This window comes from Streptomyces afghaniensis, from assembly GCF_044327915.1.
Taxonomy (GTDB): domain Bacteria; phylum Actinomycetota; class Actinomycetes; order Streptomycetales; family Streptomycetaceae; genus Streptomyces; species Streptomyces afghaniensis.
In genome coordinates this window covers 318,172-334,217 of sequence record NZ_JBIRGJ010000007.1, presented here as the reverse complement: position 1 = coordinate 334,217, position 16,046 = coordinate 318,172, and the positions used below count along the sequence as shown (strand labels likewise).

Genomic DNA, 16,046 nt, shown 5'->3' with positions numbered 1-16,046 from the left:
CCGGATGGCCGCGATCAGTCTCAGCAAGGTGGAGGAGACCGCGCCCGCGCTGGTCAGCCTGTACAAGAGCGCCGGGGTGTCGCTGCGCAATCACGGCCTCGACGGCCTGCGGGCCGCGGTCTATCTCGTGGTCGACCACTCCGGCTCGATGAGGCCGTACTACAAGGACGGCAGTGTGCAGGCGCTGGCCGACCGGGTGCTCGGGCTGTCGGCGCACCTCGACGACGACGGCACCGTGCCCGTGGTGTTCTTCTCCACCGACGTCGACGCCGAGACCGAGATCGCCCTGGCCGGCCACCAGGGGCGGATCGACCGGATCGTGGCCGGGCTCGGGCACATGGGCAAGACCAGCTACCACCTGGCGATGGACGCCGTCATCGACCACTACCTCGACAGCGGGGCGACCGAGCCGGCCCTCGTGGTCTTCCAGACCGACGGCGGGCCCATCAACAAGCTCGCCGCGGAGCGGTACCTGTGCAAGGCGGCGAGGCTGCCGCTGTTCTGGCAGTTCATCGGCTTCGGCGACCCGGGCAGCAAGCAGTTCGACTTCCTGCGCAAGCTCGACGAGCTGGCCGTGCCGGGCAAGCGCGTCGTGGACAACGCCGGGTTCTTCCACGCGGGTGAGGATCCGCGGAAGGTGCCGGACGCCGAGCTGTACGACCGGCTGGTGGGCGAGTTCCCGAAGTGGCTCGTGGCTGCCAGGGCCCTGGGGATCGTGCGGGATCCCGGCAGCCGCTGAGCTGCCTGCTCGCTCCCCTGGCCCAACCGACCCGCCCCTTGGCCCAACCGCCCGTACGCCCCGTTTGCGCCGCCGCGCTGCCGTGCCACGCTGGGAAGGATCCCATGGGGAGGCGACGACGTATGGGCGACGACGGCGCACGACGGGTGTACGGGACGGCTTCCGCTCGCCGGAGCCCTCCGGCCGGCAAGGGCGAGAAGCTCGCCGACTGGGCGGACGGGCGGCTCGGGCTCTACGGGCTGGCCAGGGCCAACATGCGCAAGGTCTTCCCGGACCACTGGTCCTTCATGCTGGGCGAGGTCACCCTCTACAGCTTCGTGGTCCTGATCCTCACCGGCGTCTACCTCACGCTGTTCTTCGAGCCGAGCATGCAGGAGGTCGTCTACCAGGGGTCCTACACGGAGCTCAACGGCGTGCTCATGTCCAGGGCGTTCGAGTCCACCCTGGACATCAGCTTCGACGTGCGCGGCGGGCTGCTGATGCGGCAGGTCCACCACTGGGCGGCGCTGGTGTTCATCACGGGCATGATGGTGCACATGATGCGGGTGTTCTTCACGGGCGCCTTCCGCAAGCCGCGCGAGCTCAACTGGGTGTTCGGCTGGACCCTGCTGATGCTCGGCATCATCACCGGCCTGACCGGCTACTCCCTCCCGGACGACCTGCTGTCCGGCACCGGCCTGCGCTTCGCCCACGGCGCGATCCTGTCGATCCCGATCGTCGGGACGTACGTGGCGTTCTTCCTCTTCGGCGGGGAGTTCCCGGGCGACGACATCATCTCGCGCCTCTTCCCGGTCCATGTGCTGCTGCTGCCCGGGATCATGCTGGGCCTGGTGACCGTCCATCTGATCCTGGTCTTCTACCACAAGCACACCCAGTTCCCGGGGCCCGGACGCAAGGAGCGGTCGGTGGTCGGGATGCCCTTCCTGCCGGTCTACATGGCCAAGGCGGGCGGCTTCTTCTTCCTCGTCTTCGGCGTCCTGACCGTCATGGGCGCGATCGCCCAGATCAACCCCGTGTGGGCCTTCGGCCCCTACCGCCCCGACCTGGTCACCACGGGCGCCCAGCCCGACTGGTACCTGGGGTTCTCGGAGGGGCTGATCCGGGTGATGCCGGGATGGGAGATCAATCTGTGGGGGCACACGCTGGTGCTCGGCGTGTTCATCCCGTTCGCGCTCTTCCCGCTGGTCATGCTCGCCATCGGTGTCTATCCCTTCATCGAGGCGTGGATCACCGGCGACAAACGCGAGCACCACATCCTGGACCGGCCGCGCAACGCGCCCGTGCGCACCGGCCTGGGCGTGGCCTGGCTGACCCTGTACGCGGTGCTGCTGATCGGCGGCGGCAACGACATCGTGGCCACGCATCTGCATCTGTCCATCAACGTGATCACCTGGTTCGTGCGGATCGGCGCCTTCGTGCTGCCGGTCGTCGCTTTCATCGTCACGAAGAAGATCTGCATGGGCCTCCAGCGCCGCGACCGCGCCAAGGTGCTGCACGGCAGGGAGACCGGCACCATCAAACGGCTGCCGAACGGCGAGTACATCGAGGTGCACGAGCCCCTCTCGCGGGCGGAGCTGTTCACCCTCACTCAGCACGAGCAGCGCCCGCCGTACGTGATGGGGCCCGTGGTCGACGCGGGCGGCGTGCACCGCAAGGTCAAGCGGTCCGAGCGGCTGCGCGCCCGGCTCGCGAAGGCGATGTTCGGGCCGGACGCGCGGATCGAGAAGCCGACCGTGGAGGAGTACCGGCAGATCACCAGCGGCGATCACCAGCCGCACTGACGACCAGGGCCCGGCACGTGTGGGGATCGCCCCAGGCGGTGCGCAGGGCCCGGGCCTTGGTCAGCCACAGCGACAGGCCGTACTCCGCCGTGTAGCCGATCGCGCCGTGCAGTTGCAGTGCGGTGCGTGCGGTGCTGTACGCCGCCTCGCACGCGGCGGCCTTGGCGGCGGCGACCTCGGCCGGCCGCATGGTCAGGGCGGCCCCGAACACCAGCGGGCGGGCGAACTCCAGGCCGGTCTTGGCGTCGGCCAGCCGGTGCCTGACCGCCTGGAACGACCCCACGGGCACCCCGAACTGGCGGCGCTGCTTCACGTGGGCGACGGTCCGGTCGAGGAGTGCCAGGCCCACGCCCAGGGCCTGTGCGGCGGTGGCGAGGCGGGCCCAGGCCAGGGCCTGTTCCGTGAGCGGCCCGGCAAGGAGGAGTTCGCCGCCGGGGGCGAGGGGCGTGAGGCGGCGGGCCGGGTCGAGGGAGGGCCGGACGGGACCGTGGCCGGGGGACAGGCGGATGCCGTCGGGGGAGCAGGCGAGACGGAGACCGGCTGCGTCACCGTCGAGGGCGTACGACGTCCCGGCCCCTACCGTCGCGATCGTCCCGCCCGACGCCAGCGGCGGCAGCAGTCGCTCGGCCGTGCCCGGATCCGCACCGCTGAGGAGCATCGCCGCCGTGACCGTCTCGACCAGCGGCCCCGGTACCGCGTGGCGGCCCAACTCCACGAACGCCACGGCCAGTTCCACCGGTCGCGGCCCCAGGCCGCCGTCGTGGGCCTCCGGAACGGCCAGCGCGAACACGCCCGCCTGCGCGACACGGGACCACAGCGCCCGCCCGCTCGTATGGTCGCCCCGGCTCCAGTCCCGTACCACCGCCCGTGTGTCCGCCGCCGTGAGCAGGGCGTCCAGCGAGGCGGCGAAGGCGCGCTGCTCGGCGTCGAGGAGGAAACGCATCAGCGGCGGCCCTTCGGCAGTCCGAGCAGGCGCTCGGCGATGATGTCGCGCTGGATCTCGTTCGTGCCGGCGTAGAGGGGACCGGCCAGGGAGAAGACATAGCGCTCGGCCCAGTCCGTGTCGGCGAGCTCGCCCTCCTCGCCGAGAAGGTCGAGGGCCGTCTCGTGCAGCGCGATGTCGTACTCCGACCAGAAGACCTTGTTCAGGCTGGACTCGGGACCGATCGGCTCGCCGTCCAGGAAGCGGGAGGCGGCGGCGTAGGTGAACAGCTGGTAGGCGCGGGCGCCGATCAGGGCGTCGGCCACGCGGTCCCGGGCGCTCTCCGGGCTGCCCTGTGCCCGCCAGAGCCGGTGGAGCCGGTCGGCGGCGGCGAGGAAGCGGCCGGGGGAGCGCAGCATCAGACCGCGTTCGCTGCCCGCCGTCGACATCGCGATCCGCCAGCCCTGGCCGGGCTCGCCGATCGCGTCCTCGTCCGGCACGAACACCTCGTCCAGGAAGAGCTCCGCGAAGGCCGGCTTTCCGTCGAGGCGGGCGATGGGGCGGACGGTCACGCCGGGGGCGCGCAGGTCGAACATCAGGTACGCAAGGCCCTGGTGGGGTTTCGGCGCGTCCGGGTCGCTGCGGAACAGGCCGAAGGCGCGGTCCGCGAAGGCGGCCCGGGACGACCAGGTCTTCTGTCCCGTCAGCAGCCAGCCACCTTCGGTGCGCACGGCTTTCGAGCGCAGGGACGCCAGGTCCGAGCCGGCCTCCGGCTCCGACCAGGCCTGGGCCCAGATCACCTCACCGGTGGCCATGGAGGGCAGCACCCGGGCCCGCTGCTCGGGCGTGCCGTGATCGAAGAGCGTCGGGGCTAGCAGATGGATGCCGTTCTGGCCGACCCTCCCGGGTGCACCCGCCGCGTAGTACTCCTCCTCGAACAGCAGCCACTGGACCAGCGTGGCGTCCCGGCCGCCGTACTCCCTCGGCCAGTTCACCACCGACCAGCCGTCCGCGGCGAGCTCCGCCTCCCAGGCGCGGTGAGCGGCGAAGCCGTCCTCGGTCTCCAGGGAGGGGAGCGGCTCGGACGGCACGTGCGCGTGCAGCCAGGCGCGGGCCTCGGCGCGGAACGCCTCGTCGGCGGGGGAGTGGGTGAGGTCCACGACCGGCGTCCTCCTTCCCGGACCGGTATCTTCCCTAACAAGTGTTTGGTAGGTTAGCGTGCTGCCATGACAAACGTCGAGGCGCCGACCAGGGTTCCCGGACACGGGCTGCTCGGCGGGCGCACGGCCGTCATCACCGCGGCGGCGGGCGCGGGGATCGGCGGGGCGACCGCCCGTCGTCTCCTGGAGGAAGGCGCCCGCGTGCTGATCAGTGACGCGCACCCGCGGCGGCTGAAGGAGTACGAGGCGGAGCTGTCCCGGGAGTTCGGGGGCGCGGTGGCGTCCGCCGTGTGCGATGTCACCGACGAGTCGCAGGTGCGGGCGCTGTTCGACACCGCCGTCCAGCAGCACGGCCGGCTCGACGTGGTCGTCAACAACGCGGGCCTCGGCGGGACCGCGCCGCTCGCCGACATGACCGACGAGCAGTGGTCGAAGGTCCTCGACGTGACCTTGAACGGCACCTTCAGGTGCACCCGGGCCGCCCTGCGCCGGATGCGGAACACCGGCGGCGTGATCGTCAACAACGCCTCCGTGGTGGGCTGGCGCGCCCAGGCGGGACAGGCGCACTACGCGGCCGCGAAAGCGGGAGTGATGGCGCTGACCCGGTGCGCCGCCGTCGAGGCCGCCGAGTACGGGGTGCGGGTCAACGCGGTGTCGCCGAGCCTCGCCATGCATCCCCACCTCGCGAAGGTGACGACCCCCGAACTGCTGGAGGAACTGACGGCCCGCGAGGCCTTCGGGCGCTGCGCCGAGCCCTGGGAGGTGGCCAACGTGATCGTGTTCCTGGCGTCGGACTACTCCTCGTACATGACGGGCGAGGTCCTCTCCGTCAGCAACCAGCACCCCTAGGACCCTTCTGATGGATCTCCGCAGCGTCGGAAGGGCTCCAGGACAATGGACAGCGTGCCGACCAAGAAGAAGCCCCAGGTGACAGCCGACCCCCCCGCCGCCCCGGACCGCCGCAGCGAACTCCTCGGCACCGCCGCCGAGGTTTTCGCCGAGCAGGGCTACAACGCCACCACCGTCCGCAAGATCGCGGACCACGCGGGGATGCTCGCGGGCAGCCTCTACTACCACTTCGACTCCAAGGAGTCGATGCTGGAGGAGATCCTGCGCACCTTCCTCGACGAGCTCTGGGACGGCTACGACGCCGTGCTGGGTGCCGGACTCGGGCCCCGTAAGACGCTTGAGGCCCTGGTCACCGAGTCGTTCCGGGAGATCGACCGGCATCGCGCGGCCGTCGCGATCTACCAGAAGGAGAGCAAGCAGCTCGTGTCGCAGGAGCGGTTCGCGTTCCTCGCCGAGTCGCAGCGCAGATTCGAGAAGGCGTGGCTGTCCACCCTGGAGCGCGGCGTCGCCGAGCGGGCCTTCCGGGCCGACCTCGACGTCCGGCTCACCTACCGGTTCGTGCGCGACACGGTGTGGGTGGCCGCGTCCTGGTACCGCCCGGGCGGCCAGCACAGCCCGGACGAGATCGCCCGGCAGTACCTGTCGATGGTGCTGGACGGGATCGCCGTACGCGAATAGCCATTGTCTGTCAGGGAGTTGCCATGGCCGAGGCCTACATCGTCGAAGCGGTCCGTACACCCGTCGGGCGGCGCGGGGGAGGACTGAGCGGGGTCCACCCGGCTGACCTCGGCGCCCACGTCCTCAAGGAGCTGATGACCCGCTGCGGCGTCGACCCGGCCGCCGTGGAGGACGTCGTCCTCGGCTGCCTGGACGCCGTGGGGCCGCAGGCCGGGGACATCGCGCGGACCTGCTGGCTGGCGGCCGGGCTGCCCGAGGAGGTGCCGGGCGTGACCGTCGACCGGCAGTGCGGTTCCTCGCAGCAGGCCGTGCACTTCGCGGCGCAGGCCGTGCTGTCCGGCACCCAGGACCTGGTCGTCGCCGGCGGGGTGCAGAACATGTCGATGATCCCCATCGCCTTCGCCACCCGGCAGGCCGCCGAGCCGCTGGGGCTGACCGAGGGCCCGTTCGCGGGCAGTGCGGGCTGGCGGGCGCGGTACGGGGACAAGCCCGTCAACCAGTTCGCGGGCGCCGAGATGATCGCCGCGAAGTGGGGGATCGACAGGCGGGACCAGGAGGAGTTCGCCCTGCGGTCCCATCAGCGGGCGGTGCGGGCGATCGACGAGGGCCGCTTCGACCGCGAGACCGTGCCGTACGGGAAGGTCACGGCCGACGAGGGCCCGCGCCGGGACACCTCCCTGGAGAAGATGGCCGGACTCAAGCCGGTCATCGACGGCGGCACGATCACCGCCGCCTGTTCCTCGCAGGTCTCCGACGGGGCGGCGGCGATGCTGCTGGCCTCCGAGCGGGCCGTGCGCGAACACGGGCTCACCCCCCGCGCGGGGGTGCACCATCTCTCGGTGCGCGGCGAGGACCCGATCCGCATGCTCACCGCGCCGATCCCTGCCACCGCCCACGCCCTGAAGAAGACCGGCATGACCATCGGCGACATCGACCTCGTGGAGATCAACGAGGCCTTCGCCCCGGTCGTCCTGGCCTGGCTGAAGGAGACCGGCGCGGACCCGGAGAAGGTCAACGTCAACGGCGGTGCCATCGCCCTGGGTCACCCGCTCGGCGCGACCGGCGTGAAGCTGATGACGACGCTGCTGCACGAACTGGAGCGCACTGGCGGCCGGTTCGGCCTGCAGACCATGTGCGAGGGCGGCGGACAGGCCAATGTGACGATCATCGAGAGGCTGTGAGACGCCTGCGGGTGTCCTCGGCCTCCCGCATGATCCGCTCCACCAGCTCCGCGCACGAGGGCAGGTCGCCGATCACCCCGGCGACCTGCCCGGACGCCATCACCCCGAGATCCGTACGGCCGTCCACCATGGACGCCTTGAGGAGCATCGGTGTGTTCGCGGCGAGCAGGACCTGGCTCCAGGTCAGGTCCTTGCCGTGCCTGAGGGCGAGACCGTCGCGGACCATGCGACGCCAGGTGAGGCCGGAGAGCCGCCGGAAGCGGGACGCCCTGCGCGTCGCGTGGAACAGGGCCCGCACATGGCCCGAGTTCTCCAGCGCGTCCACCAGCTCCGTGCGCAGCATGCGGTGCGGAAGCCCGTCCACCGCCCTGGTGACCGTCACGTCCCGCACCGTCGCCGCCAGGTACCGGGCCTTCACCGCCTCCGGCACCGTCGAGTCCGAGGTGAGCAGGAACCGCGTGCCCATGGCGACGCCCGCCGCGCCATAGGCCAGCGCCGCGACCAGTCCCCGCCCGTCGAAGAACCCGCCCGCCGCCACGACCGGTATGTCCACGGCGTCGACCACCTGCGGCAGCAGCACCGTCGTGGCCACCTCGCCGGTGTGCCCGCCGCCCTCCCCGCCCTGCACGAGGACCGCGTCCGCGCCCCACCCGGCGACCTTCTCGGCGTGCCGGCGCGCCCCCACGGTCGGGATGACGACGACCCCGGCCTCCTTGAGCTCGCCGATCAGCTCCCGGGAGGGGGCCAGGGCGAAGGAGGCGACCCGGACGCCCTCCTCGATCAGGATCCGCACCCGGTCGCCGGCGTCCGCCGCGTCCGCGCGCAGGTTCACTCCGAACGGAGCGTCGGTGCGGGCCCGGACCTCCCGGACGGCCGCGCGCAACCGGGCGGGCGTCATCGTCGCGGAGGCGAGGATGCCGAGAGCGCCCGCGTTCGCCGTGGCGGAGACCAGGCGTGGCCCCGCCACCCAGCCCATCCCGGTCTGCACGATGGGGTGGCGGACGCCGGTCAGCCGGGTCAGTGCCGTCTCCATCACGCGGCGACCTCCCTGGTACGCGTGCCGGCCGGGTCGACGACCTCGCGGATCAGCCGGAGCTCCTCGGCGGTCGGCTCGCGGGTCGGCGGCACCTGGTCGGGGACGGTCAGCTCGAAGCCCGTCGCCTCCCTGACCTGCTCCACCGTGACACCCGGATGCAGCGAGGCCAGCCGCATCGAGCGGTCGGGGGTGGCGAAGTCGAAGACGCCCAGGTCGGAGACGACCCGCGGAATGCGGTGGTGACGTGCCCCGGCCGAGTGGTCGTACCCCACTCCGCAGACCAGGTCGACCCGCTCGACGAAGACCCGCCGGGAGTGCCGCGGGATCCAGTAACTGGTCGGATGGTTGAGGGTGTTGACCGGTGCGCCGCGCACGCCGAGCAGCTGCCGCCGGGGCCGCTCCCAGTCGCCGATGCAGGAGATGTTCTGGTTGCCGAACCGGTCGATCTGGCTCGCGCCCATCATCACGTGCCGCCGGCCCCCGGTGACCAGGGCCAGATGCTGCCGGTACGGCAGCCAGCCCTCGGTCGTCCCGTCCGGGCGGACCAGCAGCGCCTCGCCGTCGGTCAGCAGCAGGTCCGGCGCGAAGGTGAGCCGGGCGAGCCGGGCACCCACGGACGGGATCAGCCCCATGGGACTCGCGAGCACCTCACCGTCGCCCCGCCAGGCCTCGGCGCACGCGACCACGCAGTACTCGGCGCGGGTGACGCCCGTCATGTCCCCTCCCTGACGGCCGACTGGTACGCCTGCTCGTCCCCGGCGAGGAAGCGGCCGGCGAACTGAGGCCAGGGTGTCGTCGCGTACGTCTTCTGGAACGCCTCGTCCCGGCCGTAGTCGGGCGCGCAGGACGTGAAGTGCGCCCCGTTCGGCGCCTCCACGACGCCTGTCACCGTGTGCCGCTTGACCAGGAGGGTCTGCGGCGGTGCCGCCTTCGTCAACTCGGCCGTGTCGACGATCCGTTCGCAGCTGACGTACGCCGTGTCCGCAGCCTCGCAGAACAGATCGTCGAAGTAGGGGTCCGGGCCCAGGTACTGCCCGTTGCCCAGCGGGTCGGCGCGGTTCACGTGCACCAGGGCCGCGTCGAGGCGCAGGGCGGGCATCGCCACGAAGGTCTCCCCGTCCTCGTACGGTGAGGTGACCGTCCGCAGGCCGGGGTTGACCCGCATCACGTCCGAGCCGAGGCCGGCCCGCACGGGCAGGAACGGCAGCCGGTTCGCCGCCGCGTGCAGGCCCCACATGAACATCGCCTCGTCGATCTCCGTCAGCGCGAAGGCGCCATGCTCCCGGGCCGCGCGGTAGTGCGGCTCCAGGGGGATCGAGTCCAGGGTGACGAAGGCCGTGACCAGCTTCCGGATCCGCCCGGCGGCGGCCAGCATGCCGACGTCAGGGCCGCCGTACGAGACGATCGTGAGATCGGTGATCCGGGACCGGAGCAGTGCTCTCACCAGGGCCATGGGCTTGCGGCGCGAGCCCCAGCCGCCGATGCCGAGGGTCATCCCGCTGGACAGGCGGGACACGGCCTCGTCGGCCGTCATCGTCTTGTCACTCACCTAAGCGCCCTCCTTCCGGGAACTCCCGGAACTCCCGGAACCCCCGGAACTCCCGAAGGTGCCTCGCACCCGGTCGCCCACGCCGCTGAGCCCCGCCTCGAAGGTGAAGCCCTGCTCGAAGCGGTAGCTGCGGCGCACGTCGACCGGGTCGATGCCGTTCAGGGCGGCCTTGGCCAGGCGGAGCAGCCGCCCGTCCTTCGCGGCGATCTCGCGGGCCAGCTCCAGGGCGGCCGCCCGTAGTTCCTCGCGCGTGACCACCCGCCACACCGATCCGTGCGCGTGCAGTTCCGCCGCGCTCGCCGTGCGCGCCGTGTAGTACAGCGCCCGCATCAGGTGCTGGGGGACCAGCCGGGCCAAGTGCGTGGCCGCGCCCAGCGCCCCGCGGTCCAGCTCGGGCAGCCCGAACACCGCGTCCTCGCTCGCCACGATCGCGTCCGCGTTCCCCACCAGGCCGATGCCGCCGCCCAGGCAGAAGCCCTGCACGGCCGCGACGACCGGCACCTCGCACTCGTAGACCGCCGCGAAGGCCTCCGCGCAGCCGCTGTTCGCGCCGAGCAGCGTCCCGTGCCCGTCGTCCGCCTGGATCTCCTTGATGTCCACGCCCGCGTTGAACCCCCGCCCCTCGGCCGTCAGCACCACGCACCGCACCTCCGGGTCGCGCCCGGCCGCGCGCACCGCGTCGGCCAGGGCGAACCAGCCGGCCACCGGCAGGGCGTTCACCGGCGGGAAGTCGACGGTGACGACGGCTATGCCCTTCTCCTCGCGCGAGGTGGAGACACCCATGGCCGCATCAGCTACCTTTCCACCAAACGTTTGTTAGGTGGAAGGTAGCAGCGAATGGAGCTGGACGGGAAGGTCGCCGTCGTCACGGGCGGGACCCGGGGCGTCGGGGCCGGCATCGCGCGTGCCTTCGTACGGGCGGGCGCCGAGGTCGTGGTCTGTGCCCGCCGCCCGCCGGAAGTCCCGGTGCCGGGAGCGCAGTTCGTGCCGCTGGACGTCCGGGACGCCGAGGCCGTCCGGCGCCTGTGCGGCGAGCTGCCGCGGCTGGACGTCCTCGTCAACAACGCGGGCGGCAGCCCCCACCGCCCGCTCACCCACGCCGACGCCGACCGGCACGCGCGCGTGGTGGAGCTCAACCTCGTGGCTCCGCTGACCGTGTCCCTCGCCGCGTACGAGCACCTGCGGCGGGCCAGGGGCTCGATCGTCATGATCGGCAGCGTCAGCGGGGGCCGCCCCTCCCCGGGCACCGCCGCCTACGGCGCCGCGAAGGCGGGCCTGGAGAGTCTCGCCCGCTCGATGGCCGTGGAGTGGGCCCCCGACATCCGGGTCAACACGCTCGTCGTCGGCATGGTCCGCACCGAGCTGTCCCACCTCCACTACGGCGACCAGGACGGCGTCGCCGCCGTCGCCCGCACCGTCCCGCTCGGCCGTCTCGCCGAGCCGTCCGACGTCGGCCGGGCCGCCGTCTTCCTCGCCTCGGACGCCGCCGCCTACATCAGCGGGGCGAGCCTGCTCGTCCACGGCGGCGGGGAGCGCCCCGCCTTCCTGGACGCCTCGACGGCGAACGTCCTGGACGCCTCGACCACGAACAAGGAGACCTGAGATGACAGGAGAGCCGGGATGAGCGGAATCTGCGACGGGCGGGTCGTCGTCGTCACCGGCGCGGGCCGGGGGCTCGGCCGCGCCCACGCCCTCGCGTTCGCCGCCGAAGGCGCGCGGCTCGTCGTCAACGACCTCGGCGTCGGCCTCGACGGCACATCCGGAGCCGACGGGACGGGCGGGCCCGACAGCCCGGCGGCCCGCGTCGCCGAGGAGATCCGCGCGGCGGGCGGCGAGGCGGTACCGCACGGCGGCGACATCGCCACGACCCAGGGCGCGGCCTCCCTCGTCCGGACGGCCCTGGAGACGTACGGCCGGCTCGACACGCTCGTCAACAACGCGGGCTTCCTGCGCGACCGGATGCTGGTCAACCTCGACGAGGACGACTTCGACGCCGTCGTACGCGTCCACCTCAAGGGCCACTTCCTCCCCCTGCGGCACGCCGCCGCGCACTGGCGGTCCGAGGCCAAGGCGGGCCGCCGGCCCGAGGCCCGGATCGTCAACACCAGCAGCGGAGCCGGCCTGCTGGGCTCGGTCGGACAAGGCAGCTACAGCGCGGCCAAGGCCGGGATCGTCGCCCTGACCCTGGTCGCGGCGGCCGAACTGCGCCGCTACGGCGTCCAGGTCAACGCGATCGCCCCCGCCGCCCGGACCCGTATGACGGAGCGCACCTTCGCCGACACCATGGCGGCGCCCGACTCGGGCTTCGACGCGATGGCCCCGGAGAACGTCTCCCCCCTGGTCGTCTGGCTCGGCTCGGCCGCGAGCGCGGGGGTCACGGGCCGGGTCTTCGAGGCGGAGGGCGGCCGGATCACGGTGATGGAGGGCTGGCGCCCGGGCCCGAGCGCGGACAAGGCGGAACGGTGGGCTCCGGCGGAGGCGGGGGAGGCGGCCCGGAAACTCCTGGCGGAGGCGGGCGAGCCGGGGGGCGTGTACGGGGCGTAGGAAGACCGGCGAGCGATCCCTTTCCCACCCCCGCGCACACCTACGTGTCGCACTCCAGCACGCTCCGGCACAACGCACACCGCGCCCGCACCCGCCCCCGCACCGGCACCCTGATCCGCTGATGGCAGGTCGGACAGGGAAACGACACCCGCAGCCGCCCGCCCCCGTCGGGAGTGAACGAGTACCGCACACCCGGCTGCGGCGGGCCGGCCGGCGCGTGCCGCCGGTCGCGCGCGTACCGCCTGCGCCCCGCCCACCCCGCCGCGGTCAGCGGCGGCTGCTGCTCATCGCGTCGGGCCAGCTCCATCCCCTTCACGTACGCCGTGTACGCCTGCGGGCTGGTGAACCACACCGAGGGGTCCTCGCCGAAGACCAGCGCGCGCTTGGCCAGTACGTACCCGAACTCCTCCGGCGTGAGATACCCCAGCTTCTGGGACGACGCCCGGTCCTCCCGGTACGCGTCCAGCAGCAGCCAGCCCGCGCCCAGATACGTCGTCGCCGTGTCCGTCAGGATCTCGTTGTCCCGGACGCCGGGGAACGACAGGTCGAGGCGGTGCAGGTACACATGCATCACCTCGTGCGCCAGGGCCGCCCCGATGTCCCGCCGATGCGTACGGAACCGGTCGTTCAGCTCCACGAAGTACTCCGGCCCGGCCGCGAGCTCGACATTCGCCGCGTGCCGCATCTCCCGGAAGCTCACGATCAGCCGGGCGTCCGGCAGCCGGTAGTGCCGCACCAGCTCGTGCGCCACCCGCTGCGCCCCCAGATACAGGTCGTCGGTGTCGCAGAACGCCACGTCGGCGGGGAGCACACTGGTCGCGAACGTCTGGATCGTGTCGTACGACAGCCGCCTGTACAGCGCCGTGATGGCGGCCCGCACCGTCTCCAGATGCGGGTAGCCGTGCTCGACCGGCCCGTCGTTCGCCACGCCTCACCCCCAAGACGCCCTGAACCCGGTTCCACTGTACGGAAGTGTGACGCCCCTGGGGCCGCGCCGCGGCTGTGAAAACCGGTCGTCGCCGCCCCGGGCCGCTGGCAGAATCCGGGTCGTGACCGGCGAACAGCGCTCCGTCGCCGCCTCGCTCCAGGTGGGCGGCCAGGACGACGCACTCGAGAAGCGGCTCGACGAGGAGCTCACCGCCTTCAACACCGCGGCCGCCGACGGTGCCACCACCGAGCCCCTCTCCGTCCGCGTCGCCGACGAGACCGGCGACCTGATCGGCGGGCTCACCGCCTGGACCTGGGGCAGCCTGGCCTGCGTGGACATGCTCTGGGTGCGCGCGGACCAGCGGCACGCCGGCTGGGGCAGCCGCCTGATGCGCGCCGCGCAGGAAGAGGCCGTCCGGCGCGGCTGCACGGACATGATCGTCTCCACGTACAGCTTCCAGGCGCCCGGCTTCTACCCGCGGCTCGGCTTCCGGGAGCGGGCCCGCATCGAGGGCGTGCCCGGCGGACACGAGGACGTCTACTTCCACAAACGGCTGAGCCCCGCCGAGTCGTGAGACGGCCCGCGGCCGCCGGGCGTGCGCCCCTTAGGCTGACCTGCCATGACCACCAGCAACACCGGCACCGGTGACGTCGACCCTGCCGTCGTTACGGAACTCGCGCGCCTGCGCGACAGCATCGACAACATCGACGCGGCCGTCGTCCACATGCTCGCCGAGCGCTTCAAGTGCACCCAGCAGGTCGGCCACCTCAAGGCCCGGCACCAGCTGCCGCCCGCCGACCCGGCCCGTGAGGCCCGCCAGATCGCCCGGCTGCGTGCCCTCGCCGAGAACGCCAAACTGGACCCGGCCTTCGCGGAGAAGTTCCTGAACTTCATCGTCGCCGAAGTCATCCGCCACCACGAACGCATCGCGGACGAGACGCTCAACGGGTCGGCACCGGGCGGTAACTGACCCGGCCCGGTCCCTGACCCGCCCAGGCCAAGGATCAAGTCAGGTCACCCCTTGAGGAATTCGGTGATCTGCGGGGCGATCTTCTTCGGTGCCATGACGACCGCGCCGTGGTTGAGGCCCGGCAGGGTGCGGTGGTCGGCCTGCGGCAGGATCTCGGCGACGGCGCGGGCGGCGCGCTGGAAGGCGGCCGGGCTCCTGCCGCCGGTCAGCACCCGGGTGGGCACGCTCGCGCCCTTCCACTCCTCGGCGTTGAGCGGCTTGCCCTGCTGGGTGTCGCCCATGACCGCGATGTCGTAGGGCAGGGTGTGCGCCAACCCGGTGAGGTTCGCCCACACCTTCGGCATCAGCCTCATGAAGAACACGGCGATCCCGGGCATGCCCTGCACCCTCGTCATGAAGTACTTGACCGCGTCGCTGTCGCGGCCCTGCGCGAGCAGCGCGGTGACCTGCCGCGCGAGGTCGCCGGGCGGGCCGTCGTCGCCGTCGGCGACCACGAACGGCGGCTCGTACAGGGCCAGGCGGTCGATGTTCACTCCGGCAGCGGCCGCACGCAGGGCGAGGACCGCCCCGGAGGACGAGCCGAACAGTGACGCCGAGCCGCCGGCGTGCTCGACCAAGGCGGCGATGTCCTCGATCTCGCGCTCGACGGCGTAGGCGCCGGCGTCACCGCTGGCGCCCCGGCCGCGCCGGTCGTAGTTGATCACTGTGAAGTGCTCGGCGAGGAGGGCGGCGAGCCTGGTGGTGTCAGAGCGGTCGGCCAGGGCCGAGGCCACCAGGACGACAGCCGGCCCGCTGCCCGACTGCTCGAACGCGATCTCCGTGCCGTCGGCGGAGACGACACGAACGCCGGCCCCGGCTGCCTGCCCTCGGGTTGCTTTCATGACCTTCTCTCCCGTTCCCATGGGGTCCGTCCCGCTGCGGCGTGAGCCGCTGCCGTTGAGACCCCTGTGGTACGGAAAACTCATCGGTACCCACGGGCGGATGCGTCTGCCGAATCCCCGCCCGCTCCCCCGGGGGAGTGACACCGCGCCCCGCGCGGGGCATGCTGCGCTGTGCACAGCATGTCAGCTGACGAGTACTGCCCGTCAGTGTCCCGGACTTACTCTGGATCCTCCACGAGGGAGGGGCGTCGGGCCATGCCGTCGGATACCAGGATCCTCATCGTCGACGATCACGAGGACACGCTGTACGCGCTGGAGAGCGCCCTGGCCCCGCTGGGCTATCAGCTCGGCCGGGCCACCAGCGGCGACGAGGCGCTCAAGGAGGTGCTGCGCGGCCAGGTCGGCCTGCTCCTGCTCGACGTGCGCATGCCCGGCGTGAGCGGACTGGAGGTCGTGCGCTACATGCGGGGCGTGGAACAGACCCAGCACATCCCGGTGATCCTGCTCACCGGCTTCGGCCCCGACCAGGAACTGACCACCGCCGCCTTCGGCCTCGGCGTCGCCGACCTCGTCATGAAACCCGTGGACCCCTGGGCCCTGCGCACCAAGGTCCGCTACCTCTACGACGCCCACCAGCACCACCTCGCCCTGGAGCAGGAGGTGCGCCGGCTGCGCGCCCAGGTCCGGGAGCACACCGAGACCGCCGCACACCCCCAGCGGCCCGCCCTGCCCCACCCCGAGGCGCGCGTACCGCCCCAGCGGCCCGCGCAGGCGCACGCAGGGGAGCTCGAAAAGGACCGCACGTAGACCGGACATCGGTCGCATACC

Annotated in this window: 18 protein-coding genes; 10 read left to right on the top strand and 8 right to left on the bottom strand. The window is 72.2% G+C overall.

The features are described 5' to 3' along the window. Positions 1–4: 4 nt before the first annotated feature. Together ACH4G3_RS27330 and qcrB are read left to right on the top strand one after the other, a co-directional pair. Positions 5–739: a vWA domain-containing protein gene (locus ACH4G3_RS27330; RefSeq protein WP_397626996.1), complete on the top strand. Its 735-nt coding sequence runs from the start codon at positions 5–7 to the stop codon at positions 737–739. Positions 740–861: 122 nt separating this feature from the next. Further along, positions 862–2,520, top strand: a complete 1,659-nt coding sequence (gene qcrB / locus ACH4G3_RS27325; protein ID WP_397626995.1) for a cytochrome bc1 complex cytochrome b subunit — start codon at positions 862–864, stop codon at positions 2,518–2,520. On the opposite strand, the gene ACH4G3_RS27320 is transcribed toward qcrB, so the two are convergent. Continuing rightward, positions 2,492–3,463, bottom strand: a complete 972-nt coding sequence (locus ACH4G3_RS27320; RefSeq protein ID WP_397626994.1) for an acyl-CoA dehydrogenase family protein — start codon at positions 3,461–3,463, stop codon at positions 2,492–2,494. The genes qcrB and ACH4G3_RS27320 overlap by 29 nt on opposite strands. After that, positions 3,463–4,602: an acyl-CoA dehydrogenase family protein gene (locus tag ACH4G3_RS27315; protein WP_397626993.1), complete on the bottom strand. Its 1,140-nt coding sequence runs from the start codon at positions 4,600–4,602 to the stop codon at positions 3,463–3,465. The genes ACH4G3_RS27320 and ACH4G3_RS27315 overlap by 1 nt, the downstream gene beginning before the upstream one ends. A 66-nt stretch (positions 4,603–4,668) precedes the next feature. Between ACH4G3_RS27315 and ACH4G3_RS27310 the strand changes: the two genes are divergently transcribed. The 3 genes from ACH4G3_RS27310 to ACH4G3_RS27300 are packed head-to-tail and all read left to right on the top strand — an operon-like array spanning position 4,669 to position 7,310. Then, entirely contained in the window at positions 4,669–5,451 is a 783-nt protein-coding gene (locus ACH4G3_RS27310; protein ID WP_397626992.1) for an SDR family oxidoreductase, read from the top strand. Between the two features lie 54 nt (positions 5,452–5,505). After that, positions 5,506–6,129: a TetR/AcrR family transcriptional regulator gene (locus ACH4G3_RS27305; RefSeq protein WP_397626991.1), complete on the top strand. Its 624-nt coding sequence runs from the start codon at positions 5,506–5,508 to the stop codon at positions 6,127–6,129. 23 nt (positions 6,130–6,152) lie between these two features. Further along, complete coding sequence (locus ACH4G3_RS27300) at positions 6,153–7,310, top strand: acetyl-CoA C-acetyltransferase (RefSeq protein WP_397626990.1); 1,158 nt, start codon at positions 6,153–6,155, stop codon at positions 7,308–7,310. On the opposite strand, the gene ACH4G3_RS27295 is transcribed toward ACH4G3_RS27300, so the two are convergent. Genes ACH4G3_RS27295 through ACH4G3_RS27280 form a run of 4 tightly spaced genes read right to left on the bottom strand, consistent with a single transcriptional unit; the run spans position 7,294 to position 10,678 of the window. Continuing rightward, positions 7,294–8,343, bottom strand: coding sequence for an NAD(P)H-dependent flavin oxidoreductase (locus tag ACH4G3_RS27295; protein ID WP_397627241.1), 1,050 nt, complete (start codon positions 8,341–8,343; stop codon positions 7,294–7,296). The genes ACH4G3_RS27300 and ACH4G3_RS27295 overlap by 17 nt on opposite strands. Beyond that, positions 8,343–9,062, bottom strand: a complete 720-nt coding sequence (locus ACH4G3_RS27290; RefSeq protein WP_397626989.1) for a CoA-transferase subunit beta — start codon at positions 9,060–9,062, stop codon at positions 8,343–8,345. The genes ACH4G3_RS27295 and ACH4G3_RS27290 overlap by 1 nt, the downstream gene beginning before the upstream one ends. After that, positions 9,059–9,895, bottom strand: coding sequence for a CoA transferase subunit A (locus ACH4G3_RS27285; protein WP_397626988.1), 837 nt, complete (start codon positions 9,893–9,895; stop codon positions 9,059–9,061). The genes ACH4G3_RS27290 and ACH4G3_RS27285 overlap by 4 nt, the downstream gene beginning before the upstream one ends. Then, a complete protein-coding gene (locus ACH4G3_RS27280; RefSeq protein ID WP_397626987.1) occupies positions 9,896–10,678 on the bottom strand; it encodes an enoyl-CoA hydratase family protein in 783 nt (260 codons plus the stop codon). Between the two features lie 54 nt (positions 10,679–10,732). Between ACH4G3_RS27280 and ACH4G3_RS27275 the strand changes: the two genes are divergently transcribed. After that, positions 10,733–11,497 carry an SDR family oxidoreductase gene (locus tag ACH4G3_RS27275; RefSeq protein ID WP_397626986.1) on the top strand — a complete coding sequence of 255 codons (765 nt, stop codon included), beginning with the start codon at positions 10,733–10,735 and terminating at the stop codon, positions 11,495–11,497. An 18-nt stretch (positions 11,498–11,515) separates the two neighbouring features. Then, complete coding sequence (locus tag ACH4G3_RS27270; RefSeq protein WP_397626985.1) at positions 11,516–12,439, top strand: SDR family oxidoreductase; 924 nt, start codon at positions 11,516–11,518, stop codon at positions 12,437–12,439. A 40-nt stretch (positions 12,440–12,479) separates the two neighbouring features. Here the strand turns inward: ACH4G3_RS27270 and ACH4G3_RS27265 are convergent, their stop codons facing one another. After that, on the bottom strand, positions 12,480–13,367 hold the full coding sequence (locus tag ACH4G3_RS27265; RefSeq protein WP_243381013.1) for a hypothetical protein: 888 nt from the start codon (positions 13,365–13,367) through the stop codon (positions 12,480–12,482). 121 nt (positions 13,368–13,488) lie between these two features. Here ACH4G3_RS27265 and ACH4G3_RS27260 point away from each other — a divergent pair, with 121 nt between their 5' ends. Together ACH4G3_RS27260 and ACH4G3_RS27255 are read left to right on the top strand one after the other, a co-directional pair. Next, positions 13,489–13,941 (top strand): GNAT family N-acetyltransferase, encoded by a 453-nt coding sequence (locus ACH4G3_RS27260; protein ID WP_397626984.1) that lies wholly within the window; start codon positions 13,489–13,491, stop codon positions 13,939–13,941. Between the two features lie 45 nt (positions 13,942–13,986). Further along, on the top strand, positions 13,987–14,337 hold the full coding sequence (locus tag ACH4G3_RS27255; protein ID WP_397626983.1) for a chorismate mutase: 351 nt from the start codon (positions 13,987–13,989) through the stop codon (positions 14,335–14,337). Between the two features lie 44 nt (positions 14,338–14,381). Here the strand turns inward: ACH4G3_RS27255 and ACH4G3_RS27250 are convergent, their stop codons facing one another. Next, the gene (locus ACH4G3_RS27250) at positions 14,382–15,218 is read right to left on the bottom strand and encodes an alpha/beta fold hydrolase (protein WP_397626982.1); all 837 of its coding nucleotides are present in this window, start codon (positions 15,216–15,218) and stop codon (positions 14,382–14,384) included. A gap of 255 nt (positions 15,219–15,473) precedes the next feature. Between ACH4G3_RS27250 and ACH4G3_RS27245 the strand changes: the two genes are divergently transcribed. Beyond that, on the top strand, positions 15,474–16,025 hold the full coding sequence (locus ACH4G3_RS27245; RefSeq protein WP_397626981.1) for a response regulator: 552 nt from the start codon (positions 15,474–15,476) through the stop codon (positions 16,023–16,025). Positions 16,026–16,046 lie beyond the last annotated feature (21 nt).